The 23,850-nt window shown below is 60.3% G+C and carries 19 protein-coding genes; 7 read left to right on the top strand and 12 right to left on the bottom strand.

Annotated features, from left to right (window positions below; genetic code table 11):
* Positions 1-44: 44 nt before the first annotated feature.
* From dxs to ACQ4WN_RS16670, 3 genes are read right to left on the bottom strand one after another with little or no spacing between them, the layout of a single operon-like run.
* Positions 45-1,913, bottom strand: coding sequence for a 1-deoxy-D-xylulose-5-phosphate synthase (gene dxs / locus ACQ4WN_RS16680; RefSeq protein ID WP_436552553.1), 1,869 nt, complete (start codon positions 1,911-1,913; stop codon positions 45-47).
* Positions 1,914-2,825 (bottom strand): polyprenyl synthetase family protein, encoded by a 912-nt coding sequence (locus ACQ4WN_RS16675; RefSeq protein ID WP_436552552.1) that lies wholly within the window; start codon positions 2,823-2,825, stop codon positions 1,914-1,916.
* Positions 2,822-3,073 (bottom strand): exodeoxyribonuclease VII small subunit, encoded by a 252-nt coding sequence (locus tag ACQ4WN_RS16670; RefSeq protein ID WP_010394784.1) that lies wholly within the window; start codon positions 3,071-3,073, stop codon positions 2,822-2,824. Before ACQ4WN_RS16670 ends, ACQ4WN_RS16675 begins: the two co-directional genes overlap by 4 nt.
* A gap of 405 nt (positions 3,074-3,478) precedes the next feature.
* Here ACQ4WN_RS16670 and ACQ4WN_RS16665 point away from each other — a divergent pair, with 405 nt between their 5' ends.
* From ACQ4WN_RS16665 to ACQ4WN_RS16655, 3 genes are read left to right on the top strand one after another with little or no spacing between them, the layout of a single operon-like run.
* Positions 3,479-4,579, top strand: a complete 1,101-nt coding sequence (locus ACQ4WN_RS16665) for an aromatic ring-hydroxylating oxygenase subunit alpha (RefSeq protein ID WP_436552551.1) — start codon at positions 3,479-3,481, stop codon at positions 4,577-4,579.
* 55 nt (positions 4,580-4,634) lie between these two features.
* Positions 4,635-5,558 (top strand): DMT family transporter, encoded by a 924-nt coding sequence (locus tag ACQ4WN_RS16660; RefSeq protein ID WP_436552550.1) that lies wholly within the window; start codon positions 4,635-4,637, stop codon positions 5,556-5,558.
* A gap of 13 nt (positions 5,559-5,571) precedes the next feature.
* Entirely contained in the window at positions 5,572-6,423 is an 852-nt protein-coding gene (locus ACQ4WN_RS16655) for a sulfurtransferase (RefSeq protein ID WP_436552549.1), read from the top strand.
* A 40-nt stretch (positions 6,424-6,463) separates the two neighbouring features.
* On the opposite strand, the gene ACQ4WN_RS16650 is transcribed toward ACQ4WN_RS16655, so the two are convergent.
* The 4 genes from ACQ4WN_RS16650 to polA all read right to left on the bottom strand — a co-directional run bounded on the left by ACQ4WN_RS16650 (position 6,464) and on the right by polA (position 13,135).
* A complete protein-coding gene (locus tag ACQ4WN_RS16650; RefSeq protein WP_436552548.1) occupies positions 6,464-8,200 on the bottom strand; it encodes an ABC-F family ATP-binding cassette domain-containing protein in 1,737 nt (578 codons plus the stop codon).
* Positions 8,201-8,463: 263 nt separating this feature from the next.
* Entirely contained in the window at positions 8,464-9,222 is a 759-nt protein-coding gene (locus ACQ4WN_RS16645; protein WP_071079461.1) for a ZIP family metal transporter, read from the bottom strand.
* Positions 9,223-9,469: 247 nt separating this feature from the next.
* On the bottom strand, positions 9,470-10,354 hold the full coding sequence (locus ACQ4WN_RS16640) for a dienelactone hydrolase family protein (RefSeq protein ID WP_436552547.1): 885 nt from the start codon (positions 10,352-10,354) through the stop codon (positions 9,470-9,472).
* Between the two features lie 30 nt (positions 10,355-10,384).
* Positions 10,385-13,135, bottom strand: coding sequence for a DNA polymerase I (polA, locus tag ACQ4WN_RS16635; protein WP_436552546.1), 2,751 nt, complete (start codon positions 13,133-13,135; stop codon positions 10,385-10,387).
* 303 nt (positions 13,136-13,438) lie between these two features.
* Between polA and ACQ4WN_RS16630 the strand changes: the two genes are divergently transcribed.
* The 3 genes from ACQ4WN_RS16630 (at position 13,439) to ACQ4WN_RS16620 (ending at position 15,662) form a co-directional block, all read left to right on the top strand.
* Complete coding sequence (locus ACQ4WN_RS16630; protein WP_436552545.1) at positions 13,439-13,834, top strand: hypothetical protein; 396 nt, start codon at positions 13,439-13,441, stop codon at positions 13,832-13,834.
* An 83-nt stretch (positions 13,835-13,917) separates the two neighbouring features.
* Positions 13,918-14,874 carry a homoserine kinase gene (locus ACQ4WN_RS16625; protein ID WP_436552544.1) on the top strand — a complete coding sequence of 319 codons (957 nt, stop codon included), beginning with the start codon at positions 13,918-13,920 and terminating at the stop codon, positions 14,872-14,874.
* Positions 14,875-14,876: 2 nt separating this feature from the next.
* Positions 14,877-15,662, top strand: a complete 786-nt coding sequence (locus ACQ4WN_RS16620) for a BPSS1780 family membrane protein (RefSeq protein ID WP_436552543.1) — start codon at positions 14,877-14,879, stop codon at positions 15,660-15,662.
* Between the two features lie 73 nt (positions 15,663-15,735).
* Here the strand turns inward: ACQ4WN_RS16620 and ACQ4WN_RS16615 are convergent, their stop codons facing one another.
* A complete protein-coding gene (locus tag ACQ4WN_RS16615) occupies positions 15,736-18,045 on the bottom strand; it encodes a UvrD-helicase domain-containing protein (protein WP_436552542.1) in 2,310 nt (769 codons plus the stop codon).
* A gap of 109 nt (positions 18,046-18,154) precedes the next feature.
* On the opposite strand from ACQ4WN_RS16615, the gene ACQ4WN_RS16610 reads away from it, so the two are divergent.
* Positions 18,155-18,430 (top strand): hypothetical protein, encoded by a 276-nt coding sequence (locus ACQ4WN_RS16610; protein WP_436552541.1) that lies wholly within the window; start codon positions 18,155-18,157, stop codon positions 18,428-18,430.
* Here the strand turns inward: ACQ4WN_RS16610 and ACQ4WN_RS16605 are convergent.
* From ACQ4WN_RS16605 to ltrA, 4 genes are all read right to left on the bottom strand, one after another.
* The gene (locus ACQ4WN_RS16605; protein WP_436552540.1) at positions 18,427-19,302 is read right to left on the bottom strand and encodes a hypothetical protein; all 876 of its coding nucleotides are present in this window, start codon (positions 19,300-19,302) and stop codon (positions 18,427-18,429) included. The two genes, ACQ4WN_RS16610 and ACQ4WN_RS16605, sit on opposite strands and share 4 nt — an antisense overlap.
* A gap of 187 nt (positions 19,303-19,489) precedes the next feature.
* On the bottom strand, positions 19,490-20,596 hold the full coding sequence (locus ACQ4WN_RS16600) for an S-(hydroxymethyl)glutathione dehydrogenase/class III alcohol dehydrogenase (RefSeq protein WP_034749160.1): 1,107 nt from the start codon (positions 20,594-20,596) through the stop codon (positions 19,490-19,492).
* A 26-nt stretch (positions 20,597-20,622) separates the two neighbouring features.
* On the bottom strand, positions 20,623-21,255 hold the full coding sequence (locus ACQ4WN_RS16595; RefSeq protein WP_436552539.1) for an ANTAR domain-containing response regulator: 633 nt from the start codon (positions 21,253-21,255) through the stop codon (positions 20,623-20,625).
* Between the two features lie 116 nt (positions 21,256-21,371).
* On the bottom strand, positions 21,372-23,075 hold the full coding sequence (ltrA, locus tag ACQ4WN_RS16590; protein ID WP_436552538.1) for a group II intron reverse transcriptase/maturase: 1,704 nt from the start codon (positions 23,073-23,075) through the stop codon (positions 21,372-21,374).
* Between the last annotated feature and the right edge of the window lie 775 nt (positions 23,076-23,850).

Raw genomic sequence — 23,850 nt, 5'->3', positions numbered from 1 at the left:
AAAAAAGCGGCACCGCAGTGCCGCTTCTGTCTTGCGTGAACGACTTAGCTGACGGCGGTCAGGCGCGGCTGGCTGCCGCCAAAGCGCTGCTCGATCGACGCGGCGATGCCGGTGGCATCGAGGCCCACGCTTTTCAGCAGTTGCACAGGGTCGCCATGGTCGATGAAGACGTCCGGCAAGCCCAGCATCAGAATCGGCTTGACAATGCCTTCGGCTGCCAGGGCCTCGGCCACGGCCGAACCGGCGCCGCCCATGATGCAGCCCTCTTCCACCGTCACCAGGTAATCATGCTCAGCGGCAAGCTGTTTCACCAGCGCCACGTCGAGCGGCTTGACGAAGCGCATGTTGGCCACCGTCGCGTCGAGCTTCTCGCCGGCCGCCACGCCAGGTGCCACCATGGAACCGAAAGCCAGGATGGCGATGCGCTTGCCGTGGCGCTTGAGCTCGCCCTTGCCGATCTCGATGCTGGTCAGTTCCGGCACGATGGGCGCGCCGGCACCAGCGCCGCGCGGATAGCGGATGGCGGCCGGGCCCGGGTAGTGGTAGCCCGTGGTGAGCATTTGGCGGCATTCGTTTTCATCGGACGCGGCCATGACGACCATGTTCGGGATGCAGCGCAGGAACGCCATGTCGTAGTTGCCAGCGTGCGTGGCGCCGTCGGCGCCCACCAGGCCGGCGCGGTCCAGCGCGAACGTCACGTCCAGGTTTTGCAGCGCCACGTCGTGGATCAGCTGGTCGTAGGCGCGCTGCAGGAAGGTGGAATAGATGGCCACGACGGGTTTCAGACCTTCGCAAGCCAGGCCCGCGCCGAAGGTCACGGAATGCTGCTCGGCAATGCCGACGTCAAAATAACGGTTGGGGAATTGCTGTTCGAACTTGACCATGCCCGAGCCTTCGCGCATGGCCGGCGTGATGCCCACCAGGCGCTTGTCGTGCGCGGCCATGTCGCACAGCCAGTTGCCGAACACTTCCGTGTACGTCATCTTGCCCGGCGCCGTGGCTGGCTTGATGCCTTCGGCCGGGTTGAACTTGCCCGTGCCGTGGTAAAGAATCGGTTCCGCCTCGGCCAGTTTGTAGCCCTGGCCCTTCTTGGTCACCACGTGCAGGAATTGCGGGCCCTTCAATTGCTTGATATTTTGCAAGGTCGGGATCAGCGAATCGAGGTCGTGACCATCGATGGGGCCGATATAGTTAAAACCGAATTCCTCGAACATGGTGGCGGGCACGACCATGCCTTTGGCGTGCTCTTCAAAGCGCTTCGCCAGTTCCAGCACGGGGCCGGGCAAGACGGACTTGCCGACATTTTTCGCCGCCGCATAGAACTGGCCCGACATCAGCCGCGCCAGGTGGCGGTTCAGCGCGCCCACGGGCGGCGAGATCGACATATCGTTGTCGTTCAAGATCACCAGCAGGTTGACGTCTTCCTGCACGCCCGCATTGTTCATCGCCTCGAAAGCCATGCCGGCCGTCATCGAACCGTCGCCGATCACGGCGATCGCATGCAGCGGGTCGCCCTTGATCTTGGCGGCTTGCGCCATGCCCAGCGCGGCCGAGATCGACGTCGAAGAGTGCGCCGTGCCAAACGTGTCGTATTCGCTTTCGTCGCGCTTCGGGAAGCCGGAAATGCCGTCTTTCTGGCGCAAGGTGTGCATGCGCTCGCGCCGGCCCGTCAAAATTTTGTGTGTATACGTCTGGTGGCCCACGTCCCACACGATGCGGTCGTGCGGCGTGTTGAACACGTAGTGCAGCGCGACAGTCAGCTCGACCGTGCCCAGGTTGGACGACAGGTGGCCACCCGTCTTGGAAACGGAATCGAGCAGGAAACTGCGCAGTTCCTGGGCCAGCGGCACCAGTTGCGAGCGGGCCAGCTTGCGCACTTGCGCTGGTTCATTGATGGTTTCTAACAGTTTCATTTATGCCTTCCGCTGCACGACCAGGTCTGCCAGCTCGCGCAGGCGGCGTGCCTTGTCCCCGAATGGCGCCAGCGCCGCATGGGCGTCGCACCGCAATTGTTCTGCCAGGGCTCTCGATGGTTCCAGCCCCAGTATCGATACGTAGGTGGGCTTGTTAGCCGCCGCATCCTTGCCTGCCGTCTTGCCCAGAGTGACCGAATCGGCCGTCGCGTCGAGCACGTCGTCGACCACCTGGAACGCCAGGCCGACGGCGCGCGCATAGGCGTTCAGCGCCGTCATCTCGTCTGGCGTCAAATCCTTGCCCGCCAGCGCACCGAGGATCACGGCCGCGCGCAGCAAGGCGCCCGTTTTCAGTTGATGCATCTGTTCCAGCTGCGGCAGGCTCAAGGCCAGGCCGACACTGTCGAGGTCGATCGCCTGGCCGCCGCACATGCCAAACGAGCCAGACGCGTGCGCCAGCAGCTTGAGCATCGCCATTTGCCGCGCGGGCGGAATCGCCGCGCCGTCGGCCAACAGCATGAACGCCTGCGATTGCAGCGCGTCGCCCACCAGCAGGGCCGTCGCTTCATCGTAGGCGATGTGCACGGTGGGCTTGCCACGGCGCAAGGCATCGTCATCCATGCACGGCATGTCGTCATGCACGAGCGAATACACGTGAATCATTTCCAGCGCGCACGCGGCACGCGCCAGGGTATCTTGATCGGCATCAAACAGTTCGCCGGCTGCCATCACCAGCAGCGGGCGCACGCGCTTGCCGCCGCCCAGCAACGCGTAGCGCATGGCCGCGTGCAGCTTGTGCGGCACCGCGTCTGCCGAAGGTAAAAACTGGTCGAGCCAGCCTTCCACGCCGGACTGGGTCGATTGCATCCAGTCGCCGAAGGTCACGCCGTCTTGCTGCATGCTGGCCGTCATAGGGCGGCCTCGCCGGCATCCACGAACGGTTTCAACATGTCGCCTTCGAGTACTTTCACCTGCGCTTCGACACTGTCGAGCTGGGTGGCGCAATACTTGACCAGTTCCGAGCCGCGCTGGTACGCCGCGACCGATGCTTCCAGCGGCAACTGGCCCGCTTCCATTTGCGTTACCAGCTGCGCCAGTTCCGCCATTGCCTCTTCAAACGAGGCCGGCGCTGCGGCAGCGGCAGTTAATTTCTTCGACATAGACTCAGATCTCTTCGTGGCACGTGGGGTATGTAGGGAGACGCCGGGGACTCCCGGCCAGCATAGAAGCGTTATTTTAGAACAAACCACACTATTAAGTGAAAACTAAAGCGCAATCGGCGTGCTCAACGGGGAAGACGTTACCAGCTTGGCAGTGAATTCTAGCGCAATCGCCCCCATCGGCCGGAAATTGCACGGTAAATGACAATGTTTCTCATTAATAGCGTATTTACCGGGAGGGTTTGGCAATGCCGAGGCCGATACGCGCTATAATCGCCGGTTCTGTCCGAAATACCGTTTCAACAAATTTGAATTCAGGTCTTTGCGGATTCTTTCTCTCTGTAGCGGTTGCCCAGGGATAGGCCTGGGGCACTGCTGACCGTTGTACATTTATGGGGGGTTGGGATGTCCGATCTGGCTACTCACGCCAAGCTGGCGCGCTCAAACGCGCAACTTCCGGTCCACGTCTATTTTGACGAAACGCTGTTGCAGCGTGAAATGCAGCAATTGTTCCAAGCCGGCCCGCGCTATGTCGGGCATGCGCTGATGGTGCCGGAAACCGGCGATTTTGCGACCCTGGCGTCTGAGAACGAAGGGCGCATGCTCGTGCGCAACGCCAATGGCATCGAAGTGCTGTCCAACGTGTGCCGCCACCGGCAGGCGCTGATGTTCAATGGCCGCGGCAATGCGAACCATATCGTCTGCCCGCTGCACCGCTGGACCTACGACCTCAAGGGTGAATTGATCGGCGCGCCGCATTTTCCCGAGACGCCGTGCCTGAACCTGTCGAAAACACCGTTGCAAAGCTGGAATGGCTTGCTGTTCGAGCAAAACGGCTACAACGTGATGGAAAAATTGAAAGATTTGTCCGTCTCGAAAGACCTCGATTTTTCCGGCTATATGTTCGACCACGTGGAAATCCACGAGTGCGACTACAACTGGAAGACTTTCATCGAAGTCTACCTCGAGGATTATCACGTGGAACCGTTCCACCCGGGCCTGGGCAGCTTTGTCAGCTGCGACGACCTGCGCTGGGAATTCGGCAAGGATTACAGCGTGCAAACGGTGGGTGTGCACCGCGGCCTGCAGCAGGCCGGTACGCCTGCGTATAAAAAATGGCAGGAGCAGGTGCTGCAATTCCGTGGCGGCGAAGCACCACCGTACGGCGCCATCTGGCTGACCCTGTATCCGAACATCATGGTCGAATGGTATCCGCACGTGCTGATCGTCTCTACCCTGTGGCCCGATGGCCCGCAAAAGACGCGCAATGTGGTGGAGTTCTATTACCCCGAGGAAATCGTGTTATTCGAACGCGACTTCGTCGAAGCGGAACGGGCTGCCTACATGGAAACCTGCGTCGAGGACGATGAAATCGCCCAGCGCATGGATGCCGGCCGCAAAGTCCTGATGGCGCGTGGCGAAAACGAAGTGGGGCCTTACCAATCGCCCATGGAAGACGGCATGCAGCACTTCCACGAGTGGTACCGCAATAATATCGAACTGTAATTCCCTCAAGGGCCGCATTGCGCGGCCTTTTTCATTTTCGTCGTCAGGATTACTTATGCAATCGCTATGGATGTTGTTCGCCAGTTTCATGTTCGCCATCATGGGCGTGTGCGTGAAACTGGCGTCGGACTTGTATTCGACCTCCGAAATCGTCATGTACCGCGGCATCATCGGCATGACCGTCATGAGCTGCACGATTTTGTACCAGGGCGGCAGCTTTAAAACGACGATGCCGGGCCAGCATCTGTGGCGCGGCGTGGTGGGCGTGATCGCCCTGTGGCTGTGGTTTTATGCCATTGCTATCTTGCCGCTGGCGACCGCCATGACCCTGAATTACATGGCGCCCATCTGGATCGCCGTGATCCTGCTGGCCGGTGGCTGGTGGAAAGGCATGAAACAGGTCGAGTGGCCGCTGGTGGCGGCCATTGCCATGAGCTTTGTCGGCGTGACGCTGCTGCTGCAACCCGTGTTCGAGACGGACCAGTTGGGCGGCGCCGTCACGGCCTTGATTTCCGGCATGCTGTCGGCCCTCGCCTACTTGCAGGTGCGCAAGCTGGGCTTGCTGGGCGAACCCGAATACCGGGTCGTGTTTTATTTCTCGGTCGTCAACTTCCTCGCCGGCGTGATCGGCCATGTGGCCAGCGCCGGCGGCGGCCCCGTCGTCTGGCACGCGCACACGAGCGCCTACGGCATCGGCTTGCTGGCCGCCATCGGCCTGTGCGCCACCATGGCGCAGATGGCCATGACGCGCGCCTATCGCCTGGGCAAAACTCTCGTGGTTGCTAATTTACAATACACGGGAATCGTCTTTTCCAGCTTCTGGGGCGTGGTGATCTTTGGCGACCTGTTCGACTGGCATGGCTGGGCCGGCATCGGCATCATCCTCGCCTCCGGTATCGCGGCAACCTATTACAATACCCGCAACACGGCCCGTGGCGCCGCCATCGCGCGCACGGATCCCATCGCCAGCGAAGTGTAAAGGAGCGTTCCTGATGTACACCACCTTGATCCAGGCCAACGAACTGGCCAGCCACCTGAATGACAGCAACTGGGTCATCCTCGATTGCCGCCACGACTTGCTCAACCCCACTGCCGGCAGCGATGCGTTCGCCGCCGGCCACATCCAGAATGCGCAGTTTGCCGATATCGACACGGCCCTGTCCGGCCCGAAGACGGCGCGCGGCGCGGACTTTACGGGACGGCATCCCTTGCCGGACCGTAACGCCCTGCTGACCACCTTGCGCGGCTGGGGCATCAACGACGACACGCAAGTCATCGCCTATGACGGCCAGGGCGGCATGTTCGCCGCCCGTTTGTGGTGGCTGCTGCGCTGGGTCGGCCATCCGGCCGTCGCCGTGCTGGACGGCGGCCTGGCCGCCTGGCAGGCGCAAGGCTTGCCGCTGGTCACGCCCGTGGCGCCCCGCGCAGCGGGCACGCTCACGGAAAAAGCCAGCCTGACGCGCACGGTCAGCGTGCAGGACCTCGTCGCCAACCTGGAAACCCAGGCCTTGAGCGTCCTCGACGCGCGCGCACCCGACCGCTATCGCGGCGAAAACGAAACCATCGACCCAGTGGGCGGCCATATCCCCGGCGCGAAGAACCGTTTCTTCAAGGATAACTTGCAGGCGGACGGCCGCTTCAAATCCGCTAAAGAACTGGAGCAGGAATTCGCGGGCCTGATCAGCACGGCTGAATCTACTATCCTGCAGTGCGGCTCCGGCGTGACGGCTTGCCACAATTTACTGGCACTGGAAGTGGCCGGCTTGCCTGGCGCGGCTCTGTACCCGGGCTCGTGGAGCGAATGGTGCGCCGATCCGGCGCGGCCGGTGGCGACGGGGAACTAAAAAAAGCGGACACGGTCCGCTTTTCATGTCCGGTGGATAACTACGAGCTTATCCCCAGCGCTTGATTCAAGCGTTCCATTTCCGCCTGCCACGTCCGCTGGCTGGACGGCTTCTGGTGGCGCGGCTTGCGGGCCTGGTCCTCGGCCAGCAATTGCTCGAGTTCGCACAAACGCTCCAGCTGCACGTCGATGTCCGTCAGTACCGCAGACGCATTCTCCACGCGCGCAGCAGGTGTCAACGCCTGCCCATCTTCCGCGCTCAGGCGGGCATACGCGCTGGCGGCATCGGGCCACTCTTCCAGATGGCCATCGGCCACCACCCAAAAGCGATTGCATGCCGTCTCGATCAAGTCGCGTTCGTGCGACACCAATAAGCAGCCGCCCGCAAAGCCGAGCAGCGCTTGCCCCAGTTCCGCCTTGCCCTGCATGTCCAGATGGTTGCTTGGTTCATCGAGCAGCAGCAAATGGTAGCTGGCCAGGGACAGTCCCAGAAACAACAGGCGCGCCCGCTCGCCGCCGCTCAGGGTGGCCACCGTCTGACCATGGCGCGCATACGGAAAACCGGCCGCAATCAAGGCCTGCCTGCGCGCCACCTGGCTGCGCGCCGCCTCGTTTTGCACGGCAAACGGGTACAGGGCGTCGGACAGGTCGGCCGTATCGGCCAGTTGCCTGAGCGACTGGTCGTAATAACCGATGTTGGCCGCCTTGTGGTAGCGCAAGTCCGCCCGTTCCTCCTGTGCCTGTACCGCTTGCCAGCACAGGCGCAGCAAGGATGACTTGCCGCTGCCGTTGGCGCCCAGCAAGGCGATGCGGTCGCCCGGTTTCAGCCACAGTTGGCCGACCTGGAACAGCACGGGAGAGGCCGGCACGGCGCGCACATCGAGTTCGTCCAGCGCCAGCAACTGGTCGGCCGCCAGCGCCTTGCCGCGCAAACACAAGCGCCAGGGCGCGCCATCGCTGACGAACGATTGCGCATCCTTCAACTTGTCGATGCGCCGCTGCATGGTCTTGGCCTTGCGCGCCAGGTCTTCATTGTCATAGGTGCGGCCCCACAGGGCCAGGCGGGCACTGCTGGCCGACAGGCGGTCGATTTCCTTCTGCTCGGCCGCATGGCGGGCGGCAGCGGCAAGATCGGCTTCGGCCAGCGCCGCCAGCGCGGGGCCGCACGGCAAGTCGAAATCGTACAGCCGGCTATCGCGCAATATCCAGCTGCGCGTGGCCACGTTGTCGAGCAGGCGCTGGTCGTGCGAGACGAGAATGAAGGCGCCGCACCAGCTCAACAGGAATTGCTCCAGCCATAGCAGCGATGGCAAATCCAGGTGATTGCTCGGTTCGTCCAGCAGCAGCACGTTCGGCTCCTGCAGCAGCGCGCGCCCCAGCAGCAGACGCGTGTGCTGGCCGCCGGACAAGGAATGCACGGGCACTTGCGCCGTTTCAAGGTCAAAGCCCAGTTCGGCCAACAGGCTGTCGACCCGCCAATGCAGCTCGGGCTGCTCCAGCACGGGCGCCAGCAAGGCGTCGTACAGGCTCAGGCTGGCAAGTTCTGCCGGCAAGTGCTGCTCCACGTGCTGCAAGCGGCAGGCACGGGCGACATGGATGGTGCCGGACGTGGCTTCGCGCGTGCCGCTGAGCAAGCCCAGCAAGGTGGATTTGCCGCAACCATTGTGGCCGATCAGGCCGATGCGGTCGCCCTGGCGCAAGGTAAAGGCGAGTTCATGGGACAGGAAACCGTCGTGGGTATCCAGCTGTAAAGCTTGGGTAGAGATAAGGGTAGTCATGGCTCTTGTCTTTGTTCGGGATGCAAGCATCCGCGTTAACAGGAGCGCTAACGACAACGGAGTACCAGGAAAGGACTAGTCCAGGAGGGTAACTTTGCTCTGGCCAGGTTATCGCAGCGCGATAGAACGTGGGCAAGAGCTGGCAAATGCGCTTAAAGAGCGTGCGCGCCACAAGGCGAGCAACAAGTTTTCTTCCATTATATTTTCCTCCTTTCTGTGCAAGTTAGTCAGAAAGGCAATACTACACCCGGCAGCGCCGCGCATCAACCGCCGTGGCGCTTATGCGTCAGGAACAGCACGATGCACACGCCCAGCGCGATCAACAGCACTTGCGGAATGGTTTCGCGCAAGGTGGCGCGGCGCTGCATCTGCGGCATCAGGTCGCTCAAGGCGATATAGATGAAGCCGGACGAAGCGAACACGAGCACGTAAGGAATCAGGTTGCTGGCGCGGTCCAGGGTGAAATAGCCAAGCAAGCCACCGGCTACCGCCATCAGGCTGCACAGCAGATTGAAGATGTAGGCGCGCAGGCGCGAGAAGCCCGCATTGAGCAGCACGATGAAGTCGCCGATTTCCTGCGGGATTTCATGCGCGATGATGGCCAGGCCCGTCACCAGGCCCAGCTTCGGGTCGGCCAGGAAGGCGGCGGCGATCAAAATGCCGTCCGTAAAGTTGTGCATGCCGTCGCCGACCAGGATCATCCAGCCAGCCTTGCCCGCCTCGTGCTTGTCGTGGCCGTGCGCATGGTGGTGGCCATCGCCTTCATGGTGGTGCGAATGGCGCAGGATGGCGAATTTTTCCAGCATGAAAAAGGCCAGCAAGCCCGCCAGCAAGGTCGCGAACAAGCTGCGCGGATCGGCCTGCGACTCGAACGCTTCGGGCAAGGCATGCAGCAGCGACGTCGACAACATGATGCCGACGGACAAGCTGACCATGCGCTCGACCACCTTGGACAGGAATGCAAACGAAAAGATCGCCGCCGCAGTAATGCTCAACACGCCCGCGAGCGTAGTCGCGAGCAAAATGGATATAAGGACGGGATCGATGATTTTTTTACCTCAAAATGGCGCCGGGTCACTGGCGCCGCGATGCTGGCGTCTGGCCTGATGAATGCGTTGTTATCTATTATTTAATTTTTTTGCGCGTCTGGCGGCAGCGTAGCGCGATGAAGATGCAATTGTACTGCATTGACGCGCACCGGGCATTTTACAGCCCGGTACGCCTTTCGGTTCAACTTCTGGAAAATTTAGGTATTTTGCTGTTGCGACGTCACGCCACGCCGTGTGTCTTGAACCAGGCCAGACAGCGCGCATAGCCGTCTTTCGCATCGGCGGCCACATAACTGGGGCGGTAATCAGCGTTGAAGGCGTGGCCTGCATCGGGGTAGACGACGAATTCCGACTTGTTGCCGCCCTTGGCCAGCGCGTCCTTCATCCTGGCGATCGATTCCTGCGTGATGCCCGTATCCTTGCCGCCATACAAGCCCAGCACGGGGACTTTCAAGCTGGCGGCGATATCGATGGGGTTGCTCGGCTGCAAGGGAGTCGCTTCGCCCACCAGGCGGCCATACCAGGCCACGCCCGCCTTGACGGCCGGATTGTGCGCCGCGTACAGCCAGGTGATGCGGCCGCCCCAGCAAAAGCCCGTGATGCCCAGGCGGCTAGTGTCGCCGCCATTCTGCTTCGCCCACGCAACAACAGCATCGAGGTCCGCCATCACTTGCGCGTCCGGCGTCTTGGCGATGATGCCTTTCATCAATTCCGCGATGCTGGCCACCTTGGTAGGATCGCCCTGGCGCACGAACAAATCGGGCGCCAATGCCAGATAACCCTGCTTGGCGAAGCGGCGCGCCATGTCGGCGATATGTTCATGCACGCCAAAGATTTCCGAAATGACCAGGATCACGGGCAAGCCCGTCTTGCCTTCCGGCTGGGCCGCATACACGGGCACGGCCTGGCCATCGACCATCACCGACATGCTGGCCGCGACGAGCCCGGCGGAATCGGTCTTGATGACGTTTTGCGCCGCCACGGGCAACACGGCCACGGCAAAGCCCGTCCCCAGCGCCACCTTCAGGAAACCACGCCGGCCATCCGGCCCGGACAAGCTGCTCTGGCCCAGCAAACTTTCACAATCGGTGATCATGTCGCTCATGCGTCTCTCCTGAAAATGCTGCGTTTAAATTTAGTGCGCTTCGTCCCAGTTTTTTCCAACCCCTACTTCGGCCGTCAGCGGTACTTTCAGCGCGGCAACGCCGGCCATCAATTCCGGCAGCTTGCGCTTGACCAATTCGAGCTCGGCATCCGGCACTTCCAGCACCAGTTCATCGTGCACCTGCATGATCATCTTCGTCTGCAAGCCATCCGTTTCCAGCCAGCCTTGCACGGCGATCATGGCCAGCTTGATCAAGTCGGCTGCCGTGCCTTGCATGGGTGCGTTAATCGCCGCCCGTTCAGCGCCCTGACGGCGCGGACCGTTCGGTGAATTAATTTCAGGCAACCACAAACGGCGGCCGAACACGGTTTCCACGTAGCCGCGCGCCTTGGCTTGCTGGCGCGTGTCTTCCATGTACTGTTTCACGCCGGAAAAACGCGCGAAGTAACGGTCGATATAGCTTTGCGCGGCCGTGCGGTCCACGCCCAGGTTACCGGCCAGGCCAAACGCGCTCATGCCGTAGATCAGACCGAAGTTGATGACTTTGGCGTAGCGGCGCTGTTCGCTCTGCACTTCCGCGGCCGGCACGCCAAAGATCTCGGCCGCCGTGGCGCGGTGAATGTCGATGCCGTCGGCAAACGCGCGCAGCATGGCTTCATCACCCGAAATATGCGCCATGATGCGCAATTCGATTTGCGAATAGTCGGCCGAGACGATCTGACTGCCCGGTGGCGCAATGAAGGCTTCGCGGATGCGGCGGCCTTCCGCGCTGCGGATGGGGATATTCTGCAAGTTCGGGTCGTTCGACGCCAGGCGCCCCGTCACGGCCACGGCTTGCGCATAGTTCGTGTGCACCCTGCCCGTGGTGACGTTGATCATCTTCGGCAATTTGTCCGTGTACGTCGACTTCAGCTTGGCCATGCCGCGGTATTCCAGCAGCACTTTGGGCAGCGGATAATCCTCGGCCAGCTTTTGCAAGACTTCTTCATCGGTCGACGGCGCGCCCGTCGGGGTCTTCTTGACCACCGGCAGTTTCAGCTTCTCAAAGAAGATTTCACCGATCTGCTTGGGCGAACCCAGATTAAACGGCTGCTCGGCCAGTTCATACGCCTTCTTTTCCAGTTCGAGGATTTTCACGGCCAGCTCGGCCGACTGGATGTTGAGCAACTCGTCATCGATCAGCACGCCGTTGCGCTCAATCTTTTGCAAGACCACGGCCGTCGGCATCTCGATCTTTTCATAGATAAAAGTCAGCTTTTCATCGATCGCCACGTTACCCCACATGGCATTGTGCAAACGCAAGGTCACATCGGCATCCTCGGCCGCATATTTCGCCGCCTGCTCCACTTCCACCTGGTTGAAGGTGATCTGCTTGGCGCCCTTGCCACACACCTCCTCGAACGGGATCGTCGTGTAGTTCAGGTGGCGCAGGGCCAGGCTGTCCATGTCGTGTTTCTTGTGCGATTCGAACACATACGATTCGAGCAGGGTATCGTGGGCGATACCGCGCAGAATCACGCCATGGTTGGCGAAGATGTGGCTGTCATATTTCAGGTTCTGGCCCAGCTTGGGCTTCTTGGCGTCTTCCAGCCACGGACGCAATTTGGCCAGCACATGTTCGCGCGTTAATTGCTCGGGCGCGCCCGCGTAGTCGTGCGCCAGCGGGATGTAGCAAGCGGCGTGCTCGGCCACGGACAGGGAAATGCCGACCATTTGCGCCGTCATCGGTTCCAGCGAGGTGGTTTCCGTGTCGACGGCCGTCAGGGGCGCCGCGTCGATCAGGGCCAGCCATTTATCCAGCTGCTCGTCCGTCAGCACGGTTTCATACACGGCTTCCACCTTTGGTGTGGCATCGGCAAACATGTCGCCCGTGGTATTCGTCGTGGCTACCGGTGCGCCGACTGGCGACATCGGCGGTGGCGCCGCGCCCAGTTCGCGCAGCAGCGCCTTGAAGCCGTAGCGGTTGAAGAAGGCCAGCAGCGCTTCCTTGTCTTCGTGTTTCGCCACCAGCGAGTCGGCGATCGTCGTCATGTGGCCGGACAGATCGCAATCGGTCTTGACGGTGATCAAGGCGCGCGCCTGCGGCAGCCATGGCAGGGCCGTGCGCAGGTGCTCACCCACGGCGCCGCCCACCTTGGCCGCGTTTTCCATCACGCCTTCCAGGCTGTCGTACAAGGTCAGCCATTTGACAGCCGTTTTCGGACCGCATTTCGACACGCCCGGCACGTTGTCGACGGTATCGCCGATCAGCGACAGATAATCGATGATGCGGTTCGGCGGCACGCCGAACTTGGCCAGCACGGCCGCTTCGTCGAGCTTTTCATTGCTCATGGTATTGATCAGGGTCACCTGGCTGTTGACCAGCTGCGCCAGGTCCTTGTCGCCCGTCGACACCACCACGTTCATGCCAGCGGCAGCCGCCTGCACGGCCAAAGTCCCAATCACGTCATCGGCTTCCACGCCGTCGACCATCAAGATCGGCCAGCCCATGGCGCGCACGGCTTCGTGGATCGGTTCGATCTGCAGGCGCAGGTCGTCCGGCATCGAGGCGCGCGTGGCCTTGTATTCGGGATACATATCGTCGCGGAAAGTTTTACCCTTCGCATCGAACACGCAGGCGATGTAGGCAGCCGGGTAATCGGCGCGCAGGCGACGCAGCATATTGACCATGCCGTGCATGGCGCCCGTGGGATAGCCGTCCGGGCTGCGCAAGTCGGGCAGCGCATGGAAGGCACGATAAAGGTAACTGGAACCGTCGACTAACAGCAGGGTGTTTTGCATAATGCCAATAAAATAAGGTGAGCCGCGCCAGCCGGGGAAACAGCGGCAGACGGGTGAAATATCGCCCAATTATCGCAGAGTTTAGGGTCGGGCCACCGGAGACGCGGCCCGCGTTTTTTGCGCAGTTTGACACGGCGGGTACCCCGCCTGGCCGCCTGGCCGGCGGCCAGCGCCTATTTCCGCGCATTTAATCAGCCGTGTTAAGCAGCATTGCCTACCAGTTTGTTACAATGCCCTATAGATAAATTGACGGCATTACACCACTGCATGCGCTGCAGTCCCACACATGGAAGCGAACCCATCATGATGCGTACATCGACACTCTGGACATTCCTCGCCCTGCCCCTGCTGGCATGTTCGGCCTTTGCCAGTGCCCAAACGCCGGCCAAACCGAGCGAAGCGCCGCCACAGCTCGAACGTATCGAGGAAATGGGCGAAGCACCCATCACCGTGACACCGGCTGCCGCCAAGCAGCAGATTACCGAGAAACGCGAAGCGGGCGTCACCAGCGAAGTGAAAGTCACCACGGGCGGCAGCACCTATTACATGAAACCGGCCGCCGGCGCCGACCAGGCCAACGGCAACGCCCTGCGCGGCCCGCAATGGAAAGTACTGGAATTCGACCTGGGCAAGAAAAAACAGAAACAACGCGATGAAGAGGCAGCGGACGCCCCAGCACCGCCTGCAGCAGCGAAGTAAGCAGCCACTCTCTTCTGCCCTGCCCCGGCCACCTGCGGGGCAGCCGGCTTTTTTTGACCTTTTAGACCATTCCCCTCTTTCCCATGGCAGTTTTTACCGCGCTACACCTGGACGATATCGGCCAGTGGATCACGCAGTTTCCACTCGGCAAACCTCTGGCGCTCAAAGGCATCGCGTCCGGCATCGAAAACAGCAATTTCTTCCTGAGCACGGAGCGCGGCGAGTATGTGCTGACGATCTTTGAGAATCTCAGCTTCGAGCAATTGCCGTTTTATCTGCAACTGATGCGTCATTTGGCGGACCGGGGCGTGCTGGTGCCCGCGCCGATCGCCAATGCCGACGGCGAACTGGTGACGGCCTTGCAAGGCAAGCCGGCCGCCATCGTCAGCAAACTCGACGGCAGCTCGCAAATGGCGCCACAAGCCGTGCATTGCGCAGCTGTCGGCGCCATGCTGGCGAAGATGCACCTGGCGGGGCGCGATTTCCCCTTGCAGCAGCCGAATCTGCGGGGCCTTGCGTGGTGGAACGCCACCACGCCGCTGGTCTTGCACCACCTCGATGATGCCAGGGCGCATCTGCTGCGCGCGGAAATCCATTTCCAGGACGCCTTTGCTGCCTGCGATACCTATAAAGCCATCCCGCGCGGTCCCGTGCATGCCGACTTGTTCCGCAACAATGTCATGTTTGACGGTGAGCAACTGACGGGCTTTTTCGACTTTTACTTTGCCGGCTGCGACACCTGGCTGTTCGATGTGGCCGTCACCGTCAACGACTGGTGCGTGGACCTCGCCACGGGCGTGCTCGACACGGTGCGCGTGCGCGCCCTGCTCGACGCTTACCGGGCCGTGCGCCCGTTCACGCACGAAGAACAGACGGCATGGCAAGCAATGCTGCGCGCCGCTGCGCTGCGCTTCTGGCTGTCGCGCCTGTACGATTATTACCAGCCGCGCGAAGCGGAAATGCTGACCCCGCACGATCCGGCGCATTTCGAACGCATTCTGCGCGAACGTATCGCCACACCTGCACCGGAACTGTTTTAAACATGGAAAAATTACCTGCAAGTACAGGTTGGCAATGGGTAAAACAGGGCTTCGCCCTGTTTCGCAAGCAACCTGGCGGCATGTCGATGCTGTTTCTCGGCTATATGTTCTGCATGCTGGCCGTCAGCATCGTGCCCCTGCTCGGCCAGTTGCTGCCCGTCATCCTCGTCCCCGTGTTTTCCGTGGCCTTCGTGCAAGGCTGCCTGAATATCGACCAGGGCAAGCGCGTCCTGCCCAGCCTGCTGATCTCGGGCTTCCGCAAGCCGGCCTTTCCTTCCCTGTTCGGACTGGGCTTGCTGTACATCCTGATGGCCATCGTTGCCATCGGCGCCTCGACTCTGGTGGACGATGGCTTGCTGTGGCAACTGGTCACGGGACAACTGACGGAAGAGGCGGCGCGCACCGCCATCCCCGAATCGCGCCTGGGCCTGGGCATCCTGCTGGCCATCATGCTGTACGTGCCGGCCGCCATGGCCTTCTGCTTTGCCGCACCGCTGATTTACTGGAAACAAACCGGGCTGGGCAAATCGCTGTTCTTCAGCTTTTTCGCCGTCTGGCGTTCGCTGTCGGCCTTCATCGTCTTCGCCGCCACCTGGTTTGCCATCAGCGTTGTCACCAGCCAGTTGCTGGCCGTCATCTTTGGCCGCACGCCGCTGATGATGCAGCTGATGATGCCGCTGTCGATGATACTCACCATCATCATGCATTGCTCGTTCTACGCCGCCTACCGCCAGATCTTCGGCCTGCCCGTCGATGAGAGCAAGACGGTGTCGCTGGACAAAAATTAAAGCTGGGGTCAGACCCTCAACACCGCTAACGCAAAGCTTGGCGTTAACATGGCCGGGGGTCTGACCCCGGCATTTAGCGTCCCAGCCGTTCCAGTTTCGCGATGCCCAGGTCCAGCACCTTCATGCCATGCTGGCCGAAGTTGATCTGCGCGCGCGCATTGCCACCGCCGCCTTCGATGTTGACGATCACGCCTTCGCCGAACTTGGCGTGCGCCACCGATTCACCGATGCGCCAGCCGCCGCCCGTGGCTGTTTGTGCGATCTTTTGCGCAATCGCATTGTCCGAACCCAGGCTGGCCACGCGGGGCGCCTCGTCCCAGGCCGACTTGCGGTTGCCGAACCAGTTCGCCTGCACCTTCGGCGACAGCCATTTCAACGATTCTTCCGGCAATTCGTCGAAGAAGCGCGACTTCATGTTGTAGCGCGTCTGGCCATGCAGCATGCGCGTCTGCGAGAAGCTCATATATAGCCGCTTGCGCGCGCGTGTGATCGCCACATACATCAGCCGGCGTTCCTCTTCCACGCCATTGTCTTCCTTCGAACTGCTTTCGTGCGGGAACAGGCCCTCTTCCAGCCCCGTAATGAAGACGTTGTCGAATTCCAGGCCCTTGGCCGAGTGCACCGTCATCATCTGCAAGGCATCCTGGCCCGCCTGCGCCTGGTTATCGCCCGCTTCCAGCGACGCGTGCGAGAGGAAGGCCGAGAGGGGCGACATCACGGCCGGCAACGGCGCGTCGGCGTCCAGAATCTCGATGCCATCCTGGTTGACGACGGGCGCGCCCGACTGCGCCTGGGCGGCAGGCCCCAGGTGCGCCGGTGCTGCCTGGCCGTAACCTTCTTCGGAAGCGAACTGGCTGGCCGCGCTGACCATTTGCTCCAGATTCTCGATGCGGTCGGCGCCTTCCTTTTCATTCTGATAATGCTGCAGCAAGGTACTCGCTTCCAGTACCACGCGCACCATTTCGGGCAAGGATAGCTGCTGCGTTTCGAAACGCACGCCCTCGATCAGTTTCACGAAACCGGCCAGCACGCTGCCCGCCTTGCCGGCCACATACGGCACGGATGCGTACAGCGAAATGCCATATTGCTCGGAAGCGGCCTGCAATTGCTCGATCGAACGCATGCCGATGCCGCGCGTAGGGAAATTGACCACGCGCAGGAAGGCCGAATCGTTGTGCGGATTGTCCATCAATTGCAAATAGGCAATCGCGTGCTTGACCTCGGCGCGCTGGAAGTAGCGCTGGCCGCCATACACGTGGTACGGAATGCTGGCTGAAAACAGCGCATGTTCGATCACGCGCGACTGCGCGTTCGAGCGGTACAAAATGGCGATTTCGCTGCGCGAGGCGCCATCGGCGATCAGGCTTTTCGCCTCTTCGATGATCCACTGCGCTTCCTGCAAGTCGGAACTGGCTTCATACACGCGCACCTGCTCGCCATGGCCCGCGTCCGTGCGCAGATTCTTGCCCAGGCGCTTGCTATTGTTCGCAATCAACACGTTAGCGCTGTCGAGAATGTGACCGTGCGAGCGATAGTTCTGCTCCAGCTTGATCAAGTTCTTGACCTGGAACTCGTGCTCGAAGGCGCTCATGTTGCCGACATTCGCGCCGCGAAACGCGTAAATGCTCTGGTCATCGTCGCCCACGGCAAACAGGGCGCCGCCATCGCGGCTGCCGTGGCCGGCCAGCAACTTGAGCCAGTTGTATTGCAGGTTATTCGTATCCTGGAACTCGTCCACGAGGATGTGGCGGAAACGCGCCTGGTAATGTTCACGCAGCGGTTGATTGCGGCTAAGCAATTCGTACGTGCGCAGCAGCAATTCGGCAAAATCGACCACGCCTTCGCGCTGGCACTGGTCGTCGTACAGCTGGTACAGCTCGACCATCTTGCGCTCGTGCGCGTCGTACGCTTCCACGTCCGTGGCGCGCAAGCCCTGGTCCTTGGCGTTGTTGATGAAATACATCACCGTCTTCGGCGGGAATTTTTCATCATCGATATTGTTCGCCTTCAACAAGCGCTTGATCACCGACAACTGATCCTGCGAATCGAGGATCTGGAAGGTCTGCGGCAAGGCGGCGTCGCGGTAGTGCGTGCGCAGCAAGCGGTTGCACAGGCCGTGGAAGGTGCCGATCCACATGCCGCGTGTGTTGATCGGCAGCATGGCCGACAGGCGCGTGAGCATTTCCTTGGCGGCCTTGTTGGTAAAGGTCACGGCCAGGATGCCGGGCGGCGATACCTGCTGGGTCTGGATCAGCCACGCGATGCGGGTGGTCAGCACGCGGGTCTTGCCCGAACCGGCGCCAGCCAGGATCAGCGCATGCTGGGCCGGCAAGGTGACGGCAGCCAATTGTTCGGGATTGAGGTTGTGAAGAAGATTTTGCATGCCGTGATTATACCGGCATGGCTAAAAATACTGTGCATTTGTCCAGCGGTCGCGCCAGTTTTCCATGTGCGCGCTACAATCGGCGTCCCGACACAGCGGCCTGTATCCCATGACACCCCCCACTCACCTCGACGGCGCCCGCGTACTGGCCTGGGCCTGGTCCGACTTGCCGTTCGGCCACGTCACCGATGAGCATGGCGCCGCCCCCATCGCCATCCACGGCCTGGCCGTGTGCCGCTACGCAGACGAGGCGCGTGTTTATCGCTTCAGCTGCGATGTACACTGGGAAACGCGGCAGGATGCCGTGCATGCCAGCGTGGACGAGGCCAGGGAGCGGTTGCCGGCGCAATACCGCGCCGTGGCCGCCGCCTGGAATCTTGCCTAGCGCACCGGCCTGGCCTTGCCTTCGCTGAACGCCTGGGCAATCACCTGGCGCGTGGTCTTGTCGGCTGCTTTCGATGCCTTTTCCTGCTGGCGTCCCAGCGCTTCCATTTGTTTGCCCAGGGTTTCCATCGGCTTGCCGCGCTGATCCATCTGACGCGACAGCGCATCCACCTTGTCCGCTTCGACCTCTTGCTTGGTGGCAATGCGATCGTTGACCTCTTCCATGGCATCCTGCGCATCCTCCATCTGCTGCTGCAGGCGCTCCACCTCGCGCCCTGCCGCACGACGCGCTGTCTCCGTGCCCGCTTGCGCCTGGCGGCGCGCCGCCTCGCCCATCTTGCGGCCCAGTTCCTGCTGCTGGCGGCCCAGCGTTTGCAGCTGCTGCGCATCGCGCGTACCGCCATTCGCCTGCGCTGCGCCATGGGCGCCCATCTTGCTGCCCAGTTCGCCCATCGCCTTGCCATGCTCGCTCATCTGCTTGCCCAGACCGCTCATCTGCAAGCCCAGCTGCTGCGACGGCTTCCAGGCGTCGCGCACGCGGGCCAGCAGCGCAGCATCCTGCGTCACATAGCCCTTTCCCTGCTCACGGAACCACAGGAAATGCCCCTTGAGCGAACGCTGCAGCTGTTTAATCTGCTGGCCATCGACATCGGTGCCTGCCATGGTGACGCTATCGTCGCTGCTGTCGACGAGCGCATAGCCATCGCCGCTGCCCATGGAGATAGTAATTTTCTTGCTGGGTGCGGCCGGTGCGGCCGGCGGTGCGGCCGGTGCGGCCGGCGGTGCGGGCGGCTCGGGCGGCTGCACGGCCAGCGCACTGCCGCCAAGCACGATACCGGCCAGGCTGAGGATCAAACGATAGGAAGTGGACATGGCTGCCTCGTCGCAAAAGTAGTGGCACGTTGACTTTAACGGCGGATGAATCACGTCTCCAGCGCGGTGCGACGGGCGGCACAAAGGCTGGTCTGGACGGCAAGCTTGCGCGATGAATGGCAAAGCACGGACGAAAAAAACGGAGGCCGCAGCCTCCGCAAAAACGCCGTGGTACGGCGTATGTTTATCAGTACAACACGACGGAGCGGATCGATTCGCCGCTCTTCATCAAGTCGAAACCCTGGTTGATATCGTCCAGTTTCAAACGATGCGTGATCAAATCATCGATATTGAGCTTGCCTTCCATATACCAGTCGACGATCTTCGGCACGTCCGTGCGTCCGCGTGCGCCGCCGAAAGCGGAACCCTTCCATACGCGCCCCGTCACCAGCTGGAATGGACGCGTGGAGATTTCCTGGCCGGCAGCAGCCACGCCGATGATGATGGACTGGCCCCAGCCCTTGTGGCAACATTCAAGCGACTGGCGCATGGTGGTGGTATTGCCGATACATTCAAAACTGTAGTCGGCGCCGCCGTCCGTCAGCTGCACGATGGTGTCGACCACGTTTTCCACTTCGTTGGCGTTGACGAAATGCGTCATGCCGAACTTGCGCGCGATGGCCTGGCGCGCCGGGTTGATATCCACGCCGATGATTTTATCGGCGCCGACCATCTTGGCTGCCTGGATGACGTTCAAACCGATGCCGCCCAGGCCGAACACCACCACGTTGGCGCCCGCCTCCACCTTGGCCGTAAACAGCACGGCGCCCACGCCCGTCGTCACGCCGCAACCGATGTAGCAGACTTTATCGAAAGGCGCGTCTTCGCGGATCTTCGCCAGCGCAATTTCCGGCACGACGATGTAGTTCGAGAAGGTGGACGTGCCCATGTAGTGGAAGATGGGTTTGCCGTCGATGGAAAAGCGCGAGGTCGCGTCCGGCATCAGGCCACGTCCCTGAGTCGAGCGGATCGACTGGCACAGATTGGTTTTTTGCGACAGGCAGAACTTGCACTGGCGGCATTCCGGCGTGTACAGGGGGATGACGTGGTCATCCTTTTTCAGGCTTTTCACGCCCGGACCCACGTCAACGACGATGCCGGCGCCTTCATGGCCGAGGATGGACGGGAAGATGCCTTCCGGGTCGGCGCCCGACAGGGTGTAGTAATCGGTGTGGCAAATGCCCGTGGCCTTGATTTCGACCAGTACCTCGCCCTCGCGCGGGCCCGCCAGGTCGACTTCTTCGATGGTCAAAGGCGCGCCCGCCTTCCATGCAATCGCTGCTTTGGTTTTCATGTGTGTCCTGTGTATGGTTGAAACGCTTACTTGGCTTTCGCGCGGTTGAGGAATGCGCCGTGCAAGCCGTTCAGGGTTTCCTCTGCCAGCAGCAGCTGGCTGGCGATTTCATTGATCTTGCGGCGGCTGGAGCGGGCGTGGTCGCGCAGCACTTCGAAAGCCGTGTTGCGGTCCGTCTGGAACTTGCCCATTAGCAAGCCGACGGCCAGGCTGGTTTCGCGGCCGGCGGCCAGCGCCGCATTCAGGTTCAGCTCGGTGCGACGCAGCTGGCGGATTTCATCGGCGCGCGCCAGGCCCGCTTCGAAGGCGGGCATCAAGCGGCCTTCATCGACAGGTTTCACCACGTAGCCGACGGCGCCGTAAGCGGCCGCCTGCTTGCCCGATTCGCTGTCGCCGCTGCCCGACAGGAACATGAATGGCACGCCCGTCTCGCCATGCAGGCGCTTGGCCAGCTCCAGGCCGGACATGCCCGGCATATGGATGTCGAGCAAGGCCAGATCCGGCTCGCGCTGGGCGACCATTTGCAGCGCCACTTCGGCCGAATTGGCCAGGGCCGTCTCATAGCCGGCATGGCGCAGGATTTCGCCGAGGAATTCCAACAGGAGTTGGTCATCGTCAACGATCAGGATAAGGCGTTTCGCGGCGGGTGGCTGACTCATGGTTAAAGGGACCTTGGTAATGAGTAGGGTAGGAGAATCCCATTACTGGAAACTCTCCCCCCTAAGAACCGTGCGTGCGACTTTCACCGCACACGGCTCAAGCATAATAAAAGTTCCTATACAGGAACCGGCTTTACAACTTCTAGTTTTTGGCTATGCACTTGAGCATGGCAGTTTGGGTGCAATAGTACTCGATTTTCTAGGGCATCAGAGCCACCTGCCACCCGATATTCAATGTGGTGGTCATGCCATCCGGTTTCCATGTCCATCTCGTATCCACACATTGCGCACAGGCCACGTTGGTCAAGGTAAAGTCTCGCCCACTCGCGCCGGTACTGCATGTTTTTCAACATACGTTCCTGGCGAAGGGTTTCCCCATACATTTCCCATTGCAGATCATAGGGATGGTACTCCCCTTTGATTTTCGTGTGACGCACGATGGCTGTACCCGGCAAAGAGTACATTTCCAATACGCCCTTACTGCCTTCTTTCGTGACAACGTCCGCTGCAAATACCTGACTTCTAAGCTCAATCGGGCGCCAGTACCTATGGCGTATCCAATCACTGCTTTTCATCGGATGTCTGCGTGCAGCCCACCGACGGAGCCGCCAGAACAATAGCGACTCCATTGCCGAAAACGCCTCCTTCGCGACCACGGGGCTGTGATACTGCGCCCAACCTCGTAGCATGGGGTTCAGCAGTCGAATAAGATTCTCTTGCCTTGCCCCAACGTTTTCACTGATCGTCTTGCTAAGCTTGGCATAGAACGTTTTCACGTTCTTCTTACTAGGCTTAATGAGCAGTTTTCCGGAATATTTTCGGAAGTTCCACCCCAAGAAATCGAAGCCGTCGTCAATGTGCACGATCTTGGACTTGGCTACGGATAGTCGTAGACCCCTGACTGCGAGGAATCCTTCAATCCATGGCCTAATTTCGTCCTCCAACAGTTCTTTCGAAGCGCCAGTTACGACAAAATCGTCCGCATATCGAACTACTCCGACTTTTAGCCTTCCCGCCTTTGTCTTTCCGAATTTCGCACTAAGGTGCGCCATAAGTCCAGATTCGAGGCCGTTCAGTGTCCAATTTGCAAGGGCAGGGCTGATAATGCCACCCTGTGGTGTTCCAGCTGTGGTTGCCATCAATTGCTGCCGGTCAACAACTCCGGATTTCAACCACTTCTTTAAAATCGATTTGTCCATGCGGACATTCTCGATCATCCAGTTGTGATTGATATTATCGAAGAATCCCTCAATGTCTGCGTCCAATACCCATGTTGCCGAGACTTTCCGGCAGGTCTGGAGGAATATCTGCGACATAGCGTCGGCCGTCGAACGATTTTTCCTGAACCCATAGGAATTCGGGTCACTCAACGTTTCCAAGATTGGATCAAGAGCTAGCAGATGAAGCGCTTGCATTGCCCTGTCACGCATGGTTGGAATGCCCAACGGGCGCATCGTTCCATTTGACTTGGGAATATAGACCCTCCGTAGTGGCAAGGGTCTGTAGCCTTGCTTCTTCAATCTCGCAATTGCTGCAAATTTCTGCTGCGGTGAATCCCATAATTGCTGATCCACCCCTGCGGTCCGTTTACCTTGATTTTCGGTCACCCGTTTAACTGCGAGTGCTTTTGCGCTAAACGAGTGGGTCAGCCACCTTTGCAGAGCTTTTGCCCTGCGCCAGTCACCTTCCTGTGCGGCCTTCGTTAATCGACACTGCATGGCTCTCACGTTCCGTTGAACGAGCCGCCAGTTGATGGCGGCCCATTCAGACGGAGCATGCGAGGACGCAGAACCGGTATGACTACTAACGGTTACTTTCATGCTGTACCTCGGGTAGTTTCCCTAGAGGCGCAGTTCTCCCCGAAGGGTGAACTGAATCCCTTCGGGGTGATTGAAAAATAATGACTACTTGGAGACAATACTGTTTTATAACGACTATTACACCAGATGGAAGTCTGCGCCCTTTCAGGCTGGGGCAAATTCTGAACCCCTATCCGAGTCGTTAAAACCCGGCATTCGCTTTCTCCATCCTCCCATACCCGCTTTCCCATCTGCTCGCCTTGCGGCTTACTTGCCAATTTCTCGCTGTTTTGATTTTTTGGCAGAAAATCGGGCTTACCACGTTCCCAACGATATCGACGCGACAGCTACATCGCGACTAGCTGTTTAGAGTCCATCTTTCCCCCGGTGGTTTAAATGACGACGTATCCCCAACATCAACGGAGATATCCGACCACGTACCGTTTTGGTTTAGGCCTATCAGCAGTTTTGGCCTATCAATATTTACGAGGGTTCAAACGATGGTTCACATTACATTACTCTTGCAGCACTCACCTAGCCCCTAAACCGCATTACTGCTAGCAGTCTCTGACCAAACGCTCACGCGGTTAGCCACCGAAATTTTGGGGGTACATTGTCTTCGAAGCTTCATACCCCATCGTTACCGATGACGCATGTTCGAGTAGGTGACGGGCGGTCGTGCGCCCGGTCGTAGCACCAAGTATTTGGAGATTTGGGTACGACAAGATATCGAAGAGCTTGTCGCTCTAGAAGTTCATTGATGTAAGTAGTGAGATACCTACTAAAATACTAGCGG

The organism is Janthinobacterium pasteuri, from assembly GCF_051380775.1.
In the GTDB taxonomy this organism is placed as follows: domain Bacteria; phylum Pseudomonadota; class Gammaproteobacteria; order Burkholderiales; family Burkholderiaceae_D; genus Janthinobacterium.
This window is presented reverse-complemented; position numbering and strand designations above follow the sequence as displayed.